Here is a 15,342-nt window from a genome sequence, read left to right as displayed (position 1 = left end):
GTCATGCGTGCTGACGCGCGGCGGACGCTTTAGCGCGATGCGCTGACGAGCGGCTGCAACTGCGGCAGGATTTCGTTGGCCGCGCGCGCGACGTCGTTCGGGAAGTCGATCTCGATCCACGGCGCGCCGGTCACGTCGGCCGTGTCGAATACCTGGCTGCGCTCGAGCAGCAGGTCGCGCACCGCCTCTTCGTGCGGCATGTTCGCACGGCCGCTGTCGATATAGCCCGCGACGATCTGGGTAAAGCGTCGCGCGGTTTCCTCGCGGAAGCGGAAGAAGCCGACCGACTCCCCGATCGTGTCGAACTCCAGATTGACCGCGAGCTGCTTGCGCAACTCGACCGGCACGCCGTCCTTCAGGCATAGCTTGACCGGCTCGTCGCCCGCTTCGAAATCGCGGTCGATCAGCAGTCGGTTGACCGACTCGCCCGCCACCAGCGCGTTCAGGATGCGCTCGTCGTACAGCACGTCGGCGTCCATCAGCAGCACGTCGCCGCCGCGCGTCAACGAGTCGGCAACGGTATGCACGGTCAGCACGCTGCCCAGATCGAAACGCGGATTGAGCACGGTCTCGATCTTATGCGGCCAGTTGATGCGCGCGAGTTCCGCCTGCACGGATTGCGGCTGGAAACCGAGCGCGAGCACGACGTCGGTCACGCCGGCGGTTTCGAGCATCTGCAGATGCCGTTCGAGCAGGCTCATGCCGTCGAACTGCAACAGGCATTTCGGAAACTGGGCTTGCGGCGGTTGCTGGAGACGCAGGCCGAGGCCCGCTGCGAGAATGATGGCGCGCATGCGCGGTCCTTTGAAAAAAGTACGGAGGTCAATCGGCAACCGGCACACGCCGCGGGGCGCGCCGACGTTGCCAGCTTCGTTCGCTGAAGTGCAATACCAGCAGGCCCGGCAGGCCCAGCAGCATTTCACGCGCACGCTTGGCGAGCGACAACGCCAGCGCCGCGTCGGGCGGCAAACCCACCAGCGGCGCGAGCAGCAGATAGCCGCCCTCCTGCATGCCGAGCGAGCCCGGAATCATGAAGGCCGCGCCGCGAATCGCCTGGCCGATGCTCTCCAGCAGCAGCGCGTCGATCCAGCCGACCGGATGGCCGAGAAAACGCAGCGCGAGCCATACCTCGGCCGTGCCGACGACCCAGCCGACGAGGCTCAGCGCAAAGCTCGCCGCCACGCGGCCGCGCTCGCGGTACAGCGACTGCACGGCGGCATCGACGGCTTCAGCGCGCGTCATCAGAGACGACCAGTCGCGCTTGCCGAACACCTTCGACACCACGCCGAGCAGACGCCCGAACAGGCCGCGCCGCTGCGCGAAGTAGAACCCGGCGATCAGCGCGCCGAGCACGCAGGTCGCGATCAGCGTTGCGGTTCGCAGGTCGTGCAGCGTGCCGTGCGCGGCATACGCGCCGAACATCGCGAGGCCGCCGAGCGCGAACACGATTTGTGCGAGCGCCTGCCACGTCGTGCTGACGGTGATCGCGGCGGCCGCGTCGCGCAGCAGCATGCCGCGCTGCGACAGTTGCCGCACCATCACCACCGGACCGCCGATCTGTCCAGCGGGCAGCAGGCTATTCACCGATTCGCCGATCCAGCGCGCGGACAGCGCATCGCGTAGCGAGAGTCCGGCTCCCGCGCGGCTTGCTGGACCTTCATGCGCGCCGTCACGCGACGGGTGGCCGCGCTTGAACAGCACCGCGATCGCAGCCGCATCGATCACGAGCGGCACCACGTGGAACGCGGCGACGACCGCGAGCCCCCAGCCGGCTGCGAGCAAGGTGGACGCCACCGAGCCGAAGCCCTGCCACGCGAGCAGGCCGACGAACAGCGCCGAGCCGATCGACAGCAGAAGCAGCGCCGCGCGACTCATGCGGCGTCCTTGCCGCGCGAGGCCATCTGACGGAACACCTGACGGAAACCGAAGTACGCGATCGCGTCCTTCATGTTCGAAACGAAGCGGCGCCACGGCCGCATATTGGGATCGGTGACGTATTCGAACGTCAGCGACACGCGCATCTCGTTCGGGCCGGCCGGCGTGATGCGATGACGCAGCTTGTCGCCATCGAAAAACACGAGGCCACCGGGCGGAATCTGCACCGAACCCGGCTGGTCCGGCATGTCCGGATTGCGCGTATGCAGCTCATAGTCGAGCCGGCACGACGATTCGTCGATCACGCCGAGAAGCAGCGTGTAGCGGCGCCCGTCGTAATACGAAGTATCGTAGTGCCAGCCGATATGGTCGCCGGGGCGCGTGTAGTAGTAGAGCGCGTAGGCGTGCGGGTCGTCGGCGGGCGACACCTGCAACTGGTCGCCGCTCAGCTGCTCGAGCCAGCCGATCAACTCCTTCGAACGATACAGCTCGGCGATGAACGGCGCGAGACGGTCGATCGTATGGCGGCTGACACTGCCGCCCTGCTTGTGGCCAGGCAGATAGTTGCGGTTCACTTCGTCGAGCAGCGAGCGCGCGCTGTGAACCAGCTGCGCGGTGACTTCCGGCGCGAGGAAATCTTCCAGATACAGAAACGCGTCCTGCACGGCGAAGTCTTTGCGCAGACGCGCGTTGTCGAACGTGCGGGTACGGCTCGCGACCGCGCGGTCGGCATCGGGCGCGGGCGTGAGCGCCGCCACGGGCGTGCCTGTCGACACGGGCGCGATCACGTCGTCTTCGGCGTGCGGATTCATTTGCTGGCCCACTGTTGACTGGTTTCTGAAGTGGCGGGGGCCTTGGCCGTCAGGCGAGCGCTACGGCGCGCGACGCGCCAGTAGTCGATCACCACCCATGCGGCGAACAGCGGCGCGCCGATCGACGCGACCACCACGAACGGCGCGACGACATTCGTCAGCGTGACGATGGGCAGCAGGTAAAGCACGTCCTCGGTTTCGAAGCCCCCCACCGACGCCTGCTTCGTGCCGGCCTTGCCGACCATTTCCTCGATCCGCATGCGCAAGAAGAAGATCAGGGCAACCGCGACACCCGCAACCGCGCCGAGCATGCTGGGCGCGAGCTTCAAAGCATCGATCTGCGCACCGCCGACACCGATACCCATGCCGACGAACAGCATCACGGTCACGAGAGCATCGCAGGCGAGATCGTAAAAATGACCGATACGGCTCGACTTGCCGCCGACGCGCGCGAGTTCGCCGTCGGTGTGATCGACGAAATTAGACAGGACTATCAGAAGTGCTCCCGCATTGGCCCACCCGAATCCCCCGTGCGCAAGGCACAGCGCGCCTGCGACGCCAATCAGCAGGCGCAGCGTGGTCAAATGATTCGGGGTGACCCAGGTATCGATTAGCGGTGTCACGAGCCGGCGAGCGAGCCGGGCATCCCACGTACGTGGCGGCGGGACGTTTATTGGAGGTCGGGGTTGCGAAGTCATAAGGCGGAAATATATACGGGATTCTGAAAGCTTGCTGTTTTGTCGGTATATTTCCCGGCAATTGCAAATACCGTTTGTATGTCCGCCACAAAGCGGAATTCGCCGAATCGCTGTAAAGTGCGAATCCAGTTGTGCCAGTCACGCGGAATCTGTTCGATGTGCAGCACCGCTCGCGCCCCTCCGGGGGATGGCGCAGTGGTTGCTAATCCACGGCATCGACTGTGGACGCCCGCCTACACTCATGAACCGTCTTCTTGTCCCTCTGCTGTTTGCCGCAGCCGCCGCGCTGCCGCTGTCCTCTTTTGCCGTGGAGCTCGACGCGCCACTCGTATGCAATGAGAGCGGCCACCAGTTCATTGCTGATCTGATGCAGCAGCAACTGATCAACCCGAAGCCAAGTCACGTCGAAAGCAACTCGATCAACGCGTTCTCGCCGATGCCCGGTGCGCATCTAACCGCGTTCGGTTTCCGCGTATTCGCAGTGGTGGGCTTCGAAAAAGACGACCCGATGTTCCGGGTCGGCGACGGCGAACCGGTCGCGCAGTCCGCGTATGGCGCCGTCGTGTTCGGCGGCGACGACAAGGTTAAAAGCGCGCTCGAGAACGCCGGCAGTACGGCGATCGTGCACCACGTCGCACCGCTGATCACCGCGATTTTTTGCAAGCGCAACTAGGGGTTGTTGGCGGCACGCGCTGGCTGCGGCCATCGGTATTGAGATAGCTCGGAGCAGGATTGGCACGGTATAATCCTGCCAGATAGATTTTTCGGGGCTCCGCAAGGGTGTCTATCTGCCTCCTGGTCAACAGGGTCCAGCCGTGCTGGTTACGTCGGTCGCACCGATCAAGCGCTCCCGCGAAGTTATGAGGCCCCCGCGCGGGGCCTCACCCGTTTCTGGCCCGGCCACTCTCACACATCCAATTCTTTTCTACTGCCGACCCAGGCTCGGATCGCGGATCGATTCGCCTCTCAAAATCTTGGCCGCCATCACGCGAAACCGCACGATGCTCCGGCGGTTGCGAGGAATACCCGGCTTGCCTGCCGCTTGCGGGCTGCCAGGGTTGCGCACATACGCGCTCTCGATCACGAGCCGCAGTTGCGCTGCCGCCGCCCGGCGCAAACGGAAAAACACCTCGTATTCGACCGCTTCGCCACGATCATCGATATCTTCGATCACGAGCCAGTTCGAGCGGCCAGTGAAATAGCACCGCCGCTCTGCCAACTGCGCGATGATCGCCGGCAGATTGAGCGACCAGCGGTGTCGGTCGGGGCAAAACGCGCGCGCCACATTGCGGTGATCGAGTATTCTGCGCGCGTTGCCGAGCACTTCGAAATCGAGTGGCCCGGTCGCGCCCGCTCCAAACGACACGCAATGCGACGTGTATTCGACGTGGACCGTTGCCGTCACTGCCGGAAATCGCGGCGCGGCGGGAATCGCGAAAGTAAACGCGCTGGCAAGCAGATGAGCGAGGTCATAGCGAACATCCGCCACGTCGATAAAACCTCGTCGCAAAATCGAAATCCATTTCAAGTCCAGCTCGCGAGGCCGCCAAAAGAGACCGCAAATTATCGCGAGATTCCCGTTCGCTGGCTCCTCGGCCGGATGGCCTAAGACGATCCGATCAGGACGCAACCGCGCCTGCAACCGCCATTTACCCCGGCCGGCGAAACTCGTTCGCCACCCACGCCGCGGCGCTCGCCTTGCTGAGCTTGAAGGTCGGCGCGACCTGCACCTGCGCGATCTGCTCGCCGAAAATATCGAGCGCGCTCAACAGCGCGTACGGCTCGTCTTCGTCCGGAACGATGTCGAGCGTGATGTCGAATTCGTCGTTGCCGTCCGCGCTCGGCACGCGCACCGCCTTGTGCAGTTGCGCGCGCAGTTGCTGCTCGTGGCGACGCAGCACTTCCGCGGCGGTTTTCACCAGCGTGTTGAACGCCGACACGTCGAGCGGCTTCGGATCCTTCTTGTTGCGACCCATCGTCCAAGGTCCGACGAGCGCGGGCTCCGCCTCGCCGTCCTTGATCATTTCGACGGCCCAGCCTTCGTCGTCTTCGTTCTTGATGATGCGCGCGGTCCAGCCGTTATCGCGCCACAGACGCTCTTCATGCACGCTTTCGTCCGGTCCGGACGAGTCGTCGGCCAGGAACCCGGCATTCGTGTCGGTCGAGGGAAAGGGCGTGTCGTTCATCACAGGTTCACTCACTTCGCGGGGCGCACAAACAGATTTCGAACCCGCGATTCTACCTGCCCGGCCCGCTTCGCCCTGCTCGCTCTGACGAACGGACAAGGCGCGCTCGGAACGGCGAAGCCGCTCGAGGGGCGAAAAATTCTATTTACCCTTACGCGAGAATGTATAAAAACCGCTTTAAATGTCAGATAAAAAAACGCGGCCCGAAAGCCGCGCGTAAAAATGAAAAAGACACCCTTTGGTCGAAGGGGTCTATCGAAATTATAAGTGGCATCCCACCTTGATTTAACGCTTTCTTCGTAAGACTGCGTTGCGCAAAACGGTGGGAATCGGCGCAAATGAGGGCCTCCGATGCTGGCCGGGAGGCCTTGTGTCGTAACGGTCCGGCAACGTCGCTGGACTTGACGGCGCAGCCGCCCATTCCTTTTTAAAATAATTCCTTTCGGCGACCTGCACTTACACGATTAATTCACATAATCGCGAATTCGAAAATAAACTGTTGTAAGACGAATAATTAAATATCTGCATAGCGATAATTACACTTCGCTGGGAATGGCGCTCAACATGCCGATTCTCCACGTACCACGGAGTGAATCCCGAACATGCAAAGAAGCCCCACCACGGCAGGCCTGATGAGCGCCTTCGCAATCACCGTACACGCGCAAGGCAGCGTCACTTTGCACGGCTCGCTCGACGCGGGTCTCGTCTGCTCGAACAAACAGGGCGGTCACAGCAGCTGGCAGCAGGGCAGCGGCTCATTGTCGAACGCCTGCTTTGGTCCGCGTGGCAGCGAGGAAGGTGAGCGGCTCCAACGGCTCGGGCGAGCCGAAGTGGCACACGGTGTCGCTGCAAGGCGATTCCCTGGCCGCGCTAGTGACGACGCCGGCGCTTGCTCGGTATACTGCCCCGGCCGCCGTGCGACGCCGCGAAACCGCGCCGCCTGCACGGCAGCTTCGTCGCGAAGCATCGCGCTGTCCGCCAGCGCATCGCGCTTCGCCCGCGCCTCACCTTCCCATGCATGACTGGGAACGCCGACGATCGGATCATGAAAAGACTTCTCCTGCTTGCCCCCGCTGCCGCCCTCACTGCCACCCTCGCCGCTTGCGGTTCGTCGGGCGGCCCCGCGCGCGATGCGTCCGCGCCGCTCGTGTACGTGTCGTCGTCACGCACGCCTGCGTCCATCGCCGCCTGCCTCGAAGGACGTCTGCCGCGCGTGCGTACCTCGCACACCGGCGCCGCGACCGAACTCGCGGTCGGCGCCGATTCGCACAACTCGTACTTCGTCACGCTGACCCCGCTCAACGGCAGCACGGTCATCAAGGTCATGCATCCGGCCAACGCGCCCGACGATCCACCCGAAGAGGAAATGCGCTTCGCTATCGCACGCTGCGCGACCTGAGCGGCGCGGCGCACTTGAACGCCGTGCGCATCACTCACGGAAGGCCGATGCGCGAATTTATATCTCGCCCATCGGCTATTTTTTACGCGCTCATCTGCGAACATAGCCGCCCTTTGTTTTTCGCGCGGCACTTGTGTCGCGAATGTCGATGGCATCCAGCAAAGCGCATCATGCGACCGGTTTCGCAGCCGGCATCATCGCGGCGGCGATCGTCGCGCGCAGCGGCGGTGGTCCGTTTCACGCTGGCGTGCTGCTGAGCTTCATCGCCGGCGTGGCCGGCAGCACCGCGCCGGACTGGCTCGAAGTTGCATGGTGGTCACGCGCGCGGCGGCTGTGGATCACGCATCGCACGTTGACGCATTGGGGCATCGGCTGGCTCGCGCTGCTCGCGGCGTCGTATCACATGCTCGGACATTCGATCTACGCGGCGCCCGCGTTCGGCTTCGCGTGCGGCGGCCTGATGCATCTGCTCGCCGACTGGCCGAATCCGCTCGGCGTGCCGTGGATCGCCGGGCGACATTCGTTGAATCTATGGAATAGCGGGCACTGCGATCTGATCGTCGTCGCGGCGTCGTGGGTGGCCGCGTGGTTCATCGGCGAGCATGTGTGGCGGCATGGCATGCATGCGTTGCCGTGGTTACGCCATTGGCCGATCAGCTAGGCGCAGCGATGCAGCCAGCCGCGGCCAGGCGAGCATCACTGCCGCCCATTGTCGGTGCGCTCTCCTTCGCGGATCTTGCCTTGCGATACGCTGCTGCCCGGCGGCACGCTATGCGTGAGCCACACGTTGCCGCCGATCACCGATCCGCGCCCGATCGTCACGCGTCCGAGAATCGTCGCGCCCGCGTAGATCACGACGTCGTCCTCGACGATCGGATGCCGGGCGTTGCCCTTGATCAGCATGCCGTCTTCGTCGGCCGCGAAACTCTTCGCGCCGAGCGTGACCGCCTGGTAGACGCGCACGCGCTCACCGATGATCGCGGTCTCGCCGATCACCACGCCGGTGCCGTGATCGATGAAGAAGCTCGGCCCGATCGTCGCGCCCGGGTGAATGTCAATGCCGGTCGCCGAGTGCGCGATCTCGTTGATGAAGCGCGCGAGCAGCGGCACGCCGAGCCGATGCAGCGCATGCGCGAGCCGGTGATGCGTCATCGCCCACACGCCCGGATAGCACAGCAGGATTTCGGTGATGTGCTGCGCGGCGGGGTCGCCGGTGTACGCAGCCTGGATGTCGCTGACGAGCAGCGCGCGGATGCCCGCCAGCTGCGTCGCGAACTCGCGCGCCACCGCGAACGCGCGCTCGCGCAACTCGGCGTCGGGCGTCGCGCCGAACTCTGGCAGGAAGCGCAGCGCGCGGCGAATCTGTTCGGCGAGCAGCCGCAACGTGCTTTCGAGCGTGTGGCCGACGTAGTAGTCGACCGTCTCGTCGGTTAGATCGGGCGCGCCGTAGTGCGTCGGAAACATCGCGGCGCGCAAGCCGGTCACGATATTGACCACCGCTTCGCGCGATGGCAACTCGCGAATGCCGAGCGGATGCCGCGTGCGATGCAATTGCTCGCGCGAGGCGCGCAGGTCGGCGACGATCTGGTCAAGGCCCCAGTTCGGGGAAGGCTCGTTGGGCATAAGGGACGGCGCCGTGCAGCGTGCACGGTTCAAAGTGGTTATCCAGCAGAGATTACCGCGTTTTAACGCTGCCCGCCCGGCGGCGCGCAGATCGGCTCGGCTCGTTGCGTCGGCGCGCGCCGGCACGCATGCATCGTTCTCTGACGTCAGATTGTCAGACTGCTCGCGTCGATCCAGCGCACTGCCCAATCGCGCGCGTGCGCGATCGCGGCGGCTTCGTCGGAGAAGCGCAGTTCCGTGGGGAAGAAACGGTTGGCGACCAGTTCGCCGTCGCTCGAGCGCGAGATCACCACATACGGTTGCCAGGAGCCGTCGCCCGAGCGCGCCGGTTCGCAATTCAATAGATAGCCGCGATGTGTGAATGCAGCATCGAAGTGCATGAGTCACCCGCCCCTGAAGCCCCGTAACATTTTCTCGGTCGCGCGGCCATTTGTTTGTTAATTTTTTCCGACCATGGTGAACAGCCGGAGCATGCCGCCAATTTATCCGCGCGTCGGTCGCAGGAGTAGAATCATACTCTGTAGAAAATACGCGTCCATTAAAAAAAACGAAATGAATCGCGGACCTCATCGCCATTCAATCGCGTGGGCAACGCCACTCGCATCGAATCATGGCGGACAACGCATCGCGACTCCCGCGCAAAGCGGCGCCGTGTCAGTCGGAACGGCTTTTGCTCTTTCTTCGAATGTCCTCTTCAGGAGATGCACGATGAACAGCGCGATCAGCAAACCCGAAAATGCCGGCACGAAACCCGACCCGAAGGACCCACCAACCACGGACCTGCACAACGATCGCACGCACGACAGCACCGTCGACACCGACGGCAAGAACCATGAAGCGGCCCGTCTGGCGGGCCACGGCGCGATCTCGCCCGACGAAATCACAACCAGCAATGCGACGCTCGAGAACAGCGTGCCCGAGGCGCTCGACGGCATGGCCGGCTTCGACAGCCGGCTTGGCGGCAATCATCTGCTGCTCGCGCTCGAGCCCGGTTACGCGGTGATCGACAAGGGCATGGCCGAGCCGCTCGCCGTCTACTCGGCCGACAACCAGTACATCGACCCGCGTCCAGTCGGACAGCGCCAGGATCGCGGCCGCATCCACTACGCGCTCAATCATTTGCGGCCCGCGCGCGTTATCGAATTACACCGCGTGAAATAGGCGGACGCGCGCGTATCATCCCTTTATACGCGCGCGTTTGAATTACCGCATTTAATCCGATTAAATCAGGCATTCACGTCGCACGCACCGTTTTATTCTGGTGCGTGCTTTGCTTTGTTTAAGGCTGGTTCGTTTAACGGAGTTGCGGATGAAAAGGATCGTCGTCATCGGTGCCACGGGCACGCTGGGCCACGCCGTCAGCGAGGGGTTGAAGGCGCGTCACGAAGTGATCGAGGTGGGCGCGACGCGCGGGCAATATCACGTCGACAGCACGGACCCCGCGAGCGTCGAGCGGCTGTTTCGCGACATCGGCAAGGTGGACGGCGTCGTCACCGCGACCGGCAACGTGCATTTCGGTCCGCTGGCGCAGATGAGCATCGAGCAGTTCTGGGTCGGGCTGCGCGACAAGCTGATGGGCCAGATCAACGTCGTGTTCGCGGCGCTGCCGTACGTGACCGACGGCGGTTCGTTCACGCTGACGAGCGGCATTCTGGGCGACGAGCCGATCGCGCAGGGCGCGAGCGCGACGACCGTCAATCTCGCGCTGGAAGGCTTCGTGCGTGGCGCGGCGATCGAACTGCCGCGCGGGCTGCGCATCAACGTCGTGAGTCCGACCGTGCTGACCGAGTCGATGGAGGCTTATGCGCCGTTCTTTCGCGGCTTCGAACCCGTCAGCGCACAACGCGCTGCGCTTGCTTATCTGCGCAGCGTGGAAGGCGCGCAGACGGGGCGCGTGTATCGCGTCGGGTATTGAGCGTCAGTGAATTTCCGGCTCGCCCGAGCTTTCCGGACTCGCGCCGCCGCGCTGCAGGAAGTCGAAATCGCAGCCTTGGTCCGCCTGCATCGCGTGCGCTTGATGTAGGGCGCCATAGCCGCGCTCGAAGCGCGCCGCCGGTTTGACCCACGCGGCCTTGCGGCGCGCGAACTCTTCGTCCGATATCAGCAGGTTCAGCCTGCGGCGCGGCACATCGAGCTCGATCAGATCGCCGCTTCGCACCAACGCCAGCGGCCCGCCGACGAACGCCTCGGGCGCCACGTGCAGCACGCACGCGCCATAGCTCGTGCCGCTCATCCGCGCGTCGGAGATGCGCACCATGTCGCGCACGCCTTTTTGCAACAGCTTGCGCGGGATCGGCAACTGACCCCACTCGGGCATGCCCGCGCCGACCGGCCCCGCGTGCTGCAGCACCAGCACGCAGCTTTCGTCGATGTCGAGCGCGTCGTCGTCGATGCGCGCGGCCATGTCGTTGTAGTCGCTGAACACGACCGCGCGGCCCGTATGCACGAGCAGATGCGGCTCGGCCGCGCCGGGCTTGATAACGGCGCCATTGGGCGCGAGATTGCCGCGCAGCACTGCGAGGCTGCTGTCACGGAGTAGCGGATTCGTGCGGCGGCGGATCACGTCGTCGTTGAAAATCTGCGCGCCCGCGAGGTTCTCGCCGAGCGTGCGGCCGTTCACGGTTTTCTGCGAACCGTCGATCAGCTCGCCCAGTTCCGCGAGCAGCGCGCGCAAACCGCCAGCGTAGAAAAAGTCCTCCATCAGATAGGCGCCGGTCGGCCGGATGTTCGCGAGCACGGGCGTGCGGCGCGCGATCTCGTCGAAGCGATCGAGCGTCAACTCGACGCCCGCGCGCCGTGCAAGCGCGATCATATGCACGACCGAATTGGTCGAGCCGGACAGCGCGACACAAGTCGTCACCGCGTTATCGACCGATGCCGCCGTGATCAGGTCCGACGGCTTCAGATCCTCCCACACCATCTCGACGATCCGCATGCCGGTTTTCGCGGCCATCCGCGCATGACGCGAATCGGGCGCGGGAGTCGACGCGAAGCCGGGCAGCGTGAAGCCCAGCGCTTCGGCCGCGCTGGTCATCGTCGACGCAGTGCCCATCGTCATGCAGTGCCCCGGCGAGCGAGCGATGCCGCCCTCGACGCCCTGCCAGTCTTCCGGCGTCAGCGTGCCCGCGCGCAGTTCGGCCCAGTATCGCCATGAATCGGAACCCGAACCGAGCGTCACGCCGTTCCAGTTGCCGCGCAGCATCGGGCCGGCGGGCAAAAAGATTGCCGGCAGATCCATCGAGATCGCGCCCATCAGCAGCGCGGGCGTGGTCTTGTCGCAGCCGCCCATCAGCACGACGCCGTCGGCGGGATACGAGCGCAGCATCTCCTCGGCTTCCATCGCGAGGAAATTGCGGTACAGCATCGTGGTGGGCTTCTGGAACGGCTCGGAGAGGGTCTGGACAGGCAACTCGATCGGGAAACCGCCGGCCTGCCAGATGCCGCGCTTCACTTCATCGACGCGCTGCTTGAAATGCGTGTGGCAAGGATTGATCTCGCTCCACGTGTTGAGAATCGCGATGACCGGCTTGCCCGCGTATTCCTCCCGGTTGTAGCCCATCTGCGCGGTGCGCGAGCGGTGGCCGAACGAACGCAGATCGTTCGCGCCATACCAGCGATGACTGCGCAATTCCTCGGGGGTTTTTCTCTTCGCCAACGTCTACTCCACGATTGACGCCGACCACGCGTCAGCGCCGCTGTTCTTTCACGCGAGACACGATCTGCGTCGGGCTCACGAATTGTAGTGCGATCAGCACCCAGATCAACGTGATCGCCATATAGATCATCGCCATCGCATCGATCGATTGCGGCGCGCGCACGCCGGTCGAAAACACAGCGTAGTACAACGCGACCACCAGCGTTTGCGTGGCAGGACCGGCCGTAAAGAACGTCAGCTCGAACATGCCGATCGTACGCACCAGCACGAGCAACCCTGCGGCCAGCATACCCGGCACGAGCAGCGGCAGCAGCACGTAACGGAAGTAGCGGAACGTGTTCGCGCCGAAAATGCGCGCGGCTGCTTCGAGATTCGGATCGATCTGCTCGATGAACGGTGTCATCACCAGAATCACGAATGGCAGCGCCGGTACGAGGTTCGCAAGAATCACGCCCCATAGCGTGCCGGCAAGGCCGACCTTGTACATCACGGTCGCCATCGGAATGCCGTAGGTGACGGGCGGCACCATCAGCGGCAGCAGAAAGATCAGCATCGCAAGGCGCTTGCCGCGGAATTGCACGCGCGCGAGCGCATACGCGGCAGGCACGCCGAGCAGCACCGACAGCAGCACGACCGCGCCGACCACCTGCACGGTCACCCACAGCACGCTCGCGAGCTGGAAGTCGCTCCACGCCTGTGCATACCAGTGCAGCGTGAAGCCTTGCGGCAACGCGGTGCCGAACCAGCGCGTCGCGATCGAATTCACCGCGACGGTCGCAATCAGCAGCACGACGTTGATCAGGAAAAACGCCATCACGGCCCACACCAGCACCTGCCAGATGCGGCCCGGCAAGTTCGCGCGCTGACGCGCGTGTTGCGCGGGCTCGCGCGCGCCATCGCCCGGCTGCGGCGCCGCGGATGCGGAAGCGGAGGTGGACGCGGGCCAGTCGGGCTGCGTCGCGCGACGATCGGTCGTCATCAGCCTTTGCCTCCCGTAACGGGACCACGATAGAACCAGCGGCGCGCGCCGAGCAGCGCGGCGACCACCAGCAGTTGCACGAAGCCCATCACCATCGCGATCGCCGACGCGAGCGAATAGTCGTAGCTCTCGAATGCGGCTTCGGCCGCGGCAATCGACATCACGCGCGTCGGACCCGCGGGCGCGCCGAGCAGCACCGCCGACGGAAACACCGAGAACGCCTGCACGAACGACAGGCACGCGGCCATCGTGAGTCCCGGCACGAGCAGCGGAAAATAAATGCGGCGAAACTGCTGCCACGGACTCGCGCCGAGCGTCGCCGCCGCGCTCGCGAGCGTCGGGTCGATGCCGGTCACGTACGAAAGCGTCAACAGAAACGCGAACGGAAAGCCCGACACGATCAGCGATAGCAGCACGCCCGTGAAGTTGTGCGTGAGCCGCACCTCTTGCGTGTACAGATGCAGCGCCTGCAATGCCTGCGGCAGCCAGCCGTGCGGACCGAAGTACGTGAGCATGCCGTCGGCGATCAGCACGGTGCCGAGCGTCACCGGAATCACCAGCAGCGTCGTGACGATCTTCTGATAACGCGAGTAGCGGCGCAGTGCGAATGCGACCGGCACCGACACGCCAACGTTGATCAGCGTGGCCGGCACCGACAGCTTCAGCGTGACGAGGATCGTCGGCCACATCGAGGTGTCGGTGAAGAACGTCAGATAGTTGGCCCATAGGCCGCCGCCGTTCATCGGCCGGAACGACAGCGCGAGACCGTACGCGAACGGATAGATGAACAGCGCGACGATAAAGAGCAGCGCGGGCGCGACGAGCCAGGCCTTGGCATCGCGCGGCGCGCGGGGAGTAAGCGGGGGGACGAGCGTCGGCGTGTTCATGCGGCCTCGGCATCGTAGACCAGCACGCACGACGGCCGCACGCGCAGCATGATGCGTTCGCCCTCCGCGCATTCACCGGTCACGCGCGCCCACACGTCGCCGAACGCGGTCTTCACCCGCAGCAGCGAATCATGGCCGCCGTATTCGACCGCGTCGATCAGCGCCTCGAACGCGTTGTCGGCGCCGGGCTCGGCGCGCTCCATGTCTTCGGGGCGCAGCGCGACGCTCACGCGCTTGCTGTCGAAGCCGGCCATCGCCGTGCCGATCAGCCGCACACCGTTCGCACTGACCACGACGCCCTCTCCTTGCATGCCCTCCAGCGTGAACTCGGCGACGTTGCGATAGCCCATGAAGCGCGCAACATGCAGATTGCGCGGCCGCGTATAGACCTCTTTCGGCGTCGCGACCTGCTGCACGACGCCCTCCCTCATCACGACGATGCGATCGGCCATCGACAGCGCTTCGTCCTGATCATGCGTCACGTACAGCGTCGCGCGTTCGAGCTGCGTATGGATGCGGCGAATCTCCGCGCGCATTTCGATGCGCAGCTTCGTATCGAGATTCGATAGCGGCTCGTCCATCAGGATCAGCGGCGGTTCGATCACGATCGCACGCGCGATCGCGACACGCTGCTGCTGGCCACCGGACAACTGGCCGGGCAGTTTCTGCTCATGCCCTGTCAGTTGCACCAGTTTCAAGGCCTCGCGTGCACGGCGCGCGAGCTCGCTCTTGCCGACGCCGCGCATCTTCAGCCCGAAGCCGACGTTGTCGAGCACGCTCATGTGCGGGAACAGCGCGTAGTTCTGGAACACCATGCCGAAGCCGCGCTTTTCCGGCGGCAGCACGTCGATGCGGCGCTCGTCGAGCCAGATGCCGCCGCCGGTGAGCGGCTGCAATCCGGCGATGCAGTTCAGCGCCGTCGATTTGCCACAACCCGACGGTCCCAGCAGCGCGATGAACTCGCCGCGCCGGATCGTCAGATCGAGACCCTGCAGCGCGGCGATCGCGTGACCTTGCGCGTTCGTGAAACTGCGGCTCACCGAGTCGAGCCGTAACTGCTCAAAGTGATGCTTCATACGGTTTCCTGATCCGCGTGAGACGACGGGTGTCGCAAGTGCCGCGCGTGCGGTGCGCGCGGCGCATCAGGCAGTTAAGCCGAGGCGCGCGTGGTCGCCGCAAACACGCAACGCGGCGCTACCTCACGCCGCGCTGCGTTTCGCCTCGTTTT

Annotated in this window: 18 protein-coding genes; 5 read left to right on the top strand and 13 right to left on the bottom strand. The window is 64.5% G+C overall.

All coding sequences use genetic code 11. The features are described from left to right. Nucleotides 1–29: 29 nt before the first annotated feature. Genes AB3X94_RS26375 through AB3X94_RS26355 form a run of 5 tightly spaced genes read right to left on the bottom strand, consistent with a single transcriptional unit; the run spans nt 30 to nt 3,552 of the window. Entirely contained in the window at nt 30–794 is a 765-nt protein-coding gene (locus AB3X94_RS26375) for an NTP transferase domain-containing protein (protein ID WP_176106687.1), read from the bottom strand. A gap of 28 nt (nt 795–822) precedes the next feature. Then, nucleotides 823–1,875 (bottom strand): lysylphosphatidylglycerol synthase domain-containing protein, encoded by a 1,053-nt coding sequence (locus AB3X94_RS26370; protein WP_368613143.1) that lies wholly within the window; start codon nt 1,873–1,875, stop codon nt 823–825. Further along, complete coding sequence (locus AB3X94_RS26365; RefSeq protein ID WP_368613142.1) at nt 1,872–2,687, bottom strand: 2OG-Fe(II) oxygenase; 816 nt, start codon at nt 2,685–2,687, stop codon at nt 1,872–1,874. Before AB3X94_RS26365 ends, AB3X94_RS26370 begins: the two co-directional genes overlap by 4 nt. After that, complete coding sequence (locus tag AB3X94_RS26360) at nt 2,684–3,385, bottom strand: CDP-alcohol phosphatidyltransferase family protein (protein ID WP_368613141.1); 702 nt, start codon at nt 3,383–3,385, stop codon at nt 2,684–2,686. The genes AB3X94_RS26365 and AB3X94_RS26360 overlap by 4 nt, the downstream gene beginning before the upstream one ends. Then, nucleotides 3,382–3,552 (bottom strand): hypothetical protein, encoded by a 171-nt coding sequence (locus tag AB3X94_RS26355; RefSeq protein ID WP_176106691.1) that lies wholly within the window; start codon nt 3,550–3,552, stop codon nt 3,382–3,384. Before AB3X94_RS26355 ends, AB3X94_RS26360 begins: the two co-directional genes overlap by 4 nt. A 74-nt stretch (nt 3,553–3,626) precedes the next feature. On the opposite strand from AB3X94_RS26355, the gene AB3X94_RS26350 reads away from it, so the two are divergent. Further along, nucleotides 3,627–4,058 (top strand): hypothetical protein, encoded by a 432-nt coding sequence (locus AB3X94_RS26350; protein WP_176106692.1) that lies wholly within the window; start codon nt 3,627–3,629, stop codon nt 4,056–4,058. Nucleotides 4,059–4,310: 252 nt separating this feature from the next. On the opposite strand, the gene AB3X94_RS26345 is transcribed toward AB3X94_RS26350, so the two are convergent. Together AB3X94_RS26345 and AB3X94_RS26340 are read right to left on the bottom strand one after the other, a co-directional pair. Next, nucleotides 4,311–4,874, bottom strand: coding sequence for a hypothetical protein (locus tag AB3X94_RS26345; protein ID WP_368613140.1), 564 nt, complete (start codon nt 4,872–4,874; stop codon nt 4,311–4,313). A gap of 160 nt (nt 4,875–5,034) precedes the next feature. Next, on the bottom strand, nt 5,035–5,571 hold the full coding sequence (locus tag AB3X94_RS26340) for a hypothetical protein (protein WP_176106694.1): 537 nt from the start codon (nt 5,569–5,571) through the stop codon (nt 5,035–5,037). 889 nt (nt 5,572–6,460) lie between these two features. Between AB3X94_RS26340 and AB3X94_RS26335 the strand changes: the two genes are divergently transcribed. Then, the gene (locus AB3X94_RS26335; RefSeq protein ID WP_176106695.1) at nt 6,461–6,970 is read left to right on the top strand and encodes a hypothetical protein; all 510 of its coding nucleotides are present in this window, start codon (nt 6,461–6,463) and stop codon (nt 6,968–6,970) included. A 148-nt stretch (nt 6,971–7,118) separates the two neighbouring features. Further along, the gene (locus tag AB3X94_RS26330; RefSeq protein ID WP_368598144.1) at nt 7,119–7,631 is read left to right on the top strand and encodes a metal-dependent hydrolase; all 513 of its coding nucleotides are present in this window, start codon (nt 7,119–7,121) and stop codon (nt 7,629–7,631) included. A 35-nt stretch (nt 7,632–7,666) separates the two neighbouring features. On the opposite strand, the gene epsC is transcribed toward AB3X94_RS26330, so the two are convergent. Together epsC and AB3X94_RS26320 are read right to left on the bottom strand one after the other, a co-directional pair. Continuing rightward, nucleotides 7,667–8,593, bottom strand: coding sequence for a serine O-acetyltransferase EpsC (gene epsC, locus AB3X94_RS26325; RefSeq protein WP_368613139.1), 927 nt, complete (start codon nt 8,591–8,593; stop codon nt 7,667–7,669). Nucleotides 8,594–8,739: 146 nt separating this feature from the next. Further along, on the bottom strand, nt 8,740–8,973 hold the full coding sequence (locus tag AB3X94_RS26320; protein WP_013092363.1) for a hypothetical protein: 234 nt from the start codon (nt 8,971–8,973) through the stop codon (nt 8,740–8,742). 328 nt (nt 8,974–9,301) lie between these two features. On the opposite strand from AB3X94_RS26320, the gene AB3X94_RS26315 reads away from it, so the two are divergent. Both AB3X94_RS26315 and AB3X94_RS26310 read left to right on the top strand, forming a co-directional pair. After that, complete coding sequence (locus AB3X94_RS26315; RefSeq protein ID WP_368613138.1) at nt 9,302–9,754, top strand: DUF3005 domain-containing protein; 453 nt, start codon at nt 9,302–9,304, stop codon at nt 9,752–9,754. 148 nt (nt 9,755–9,902) lie between these two features. Then, nucleotides 9,903–10,508, top strand: a complete 606-nt coding sequence (locus AB3X94_RS26310; protein WP_176106699.1) for a short chain dehydrogenase — start codon at nt 9,903–9,905, stop codon at nt 10,506–10,508. A 3-nt stretch (nt 10,509–10,511) separates the two neighbouring features. Here AB3X94_RS26310 and araD read toward each other — a convergent pair whose 3' ends face one another. Genes araD through AB3X94_RS26290 form a run of 4 tightly spaced genes read right to left on the bottom strand, consistent with a single transcriptional unit; the run spans nt 10,512 to nt 15,190 of the window. After that, the gene (araD, locus tag AB3X94_RS26305; protein WP_368613137.1) at nt 10,512–12,248 is read right to left on the bottom strand and encodes an L-arabinonate dehydratase; all 1,737 of its coding nucleotides are present in this window, start codon (nt 12,246–12,248) and stop codon (nt 10,512–10,514) included. Nucleotides 12,249–12,279: 31 nt separating this feature from the next. Continuing rightward, nucleotides 12,280–13,227, bottom strand: coding sequence for an ABC transporter permease (locus tag AB3X94_RS26300; protein WP_176384963.1), 948 nt, complete (start codon nt 13,225–13,227; stop codon nt 12,280–12,282). Beyond that, nucleotides 13,227–14,114, bottom strand: coding sequence for an ABC transporter permease (locus AB3X94_RS26295; RefSeq protein ID WP_176106702.1), 888 nt, complete (start codon nt 14,112–14,114; stop codon nt 13,227–13,229). Before AB3X94_RS26295 ends, AB3X94_RS26300 begins: the two co-directional genes overlap by 1 nt. Next, the gene (locus AB3X94_RS26290) at nt 14,111–15,190 is read right to left on the bottom strand and encodes an ABC transporter ATP-binding protein (RefSeq protein ID WP_368613136.1); all 1,080 of its coding nucleotides are present in this window, start codon (nt 15,188–15,190) and stop codon (nt 14,111–14,113) included. The genes AB3X94_RS26295 and AB3X94_RS26290 overlap by 4 nt, the downstream gene beginning before the upstream one ends. Between the last annotated feature and the right edge of the window lie 152 nt (nt 15,191–15,342).

Source organism: Paraburkholderia sp. BR10923 (assembly GCF_040948765.1).
GTDB lineage: Bacteria > Pseudomonadota > Gammaproteobacteria > Burkholderiales > Burkholderiaceae > Paraburkholderia > Paraburkholderia youngii.
The sequence above is the reverse complement of the archived record's forward strand: the minus strand, read 5'-3'. Positions and strand labels throughout refer to the sequence as shown.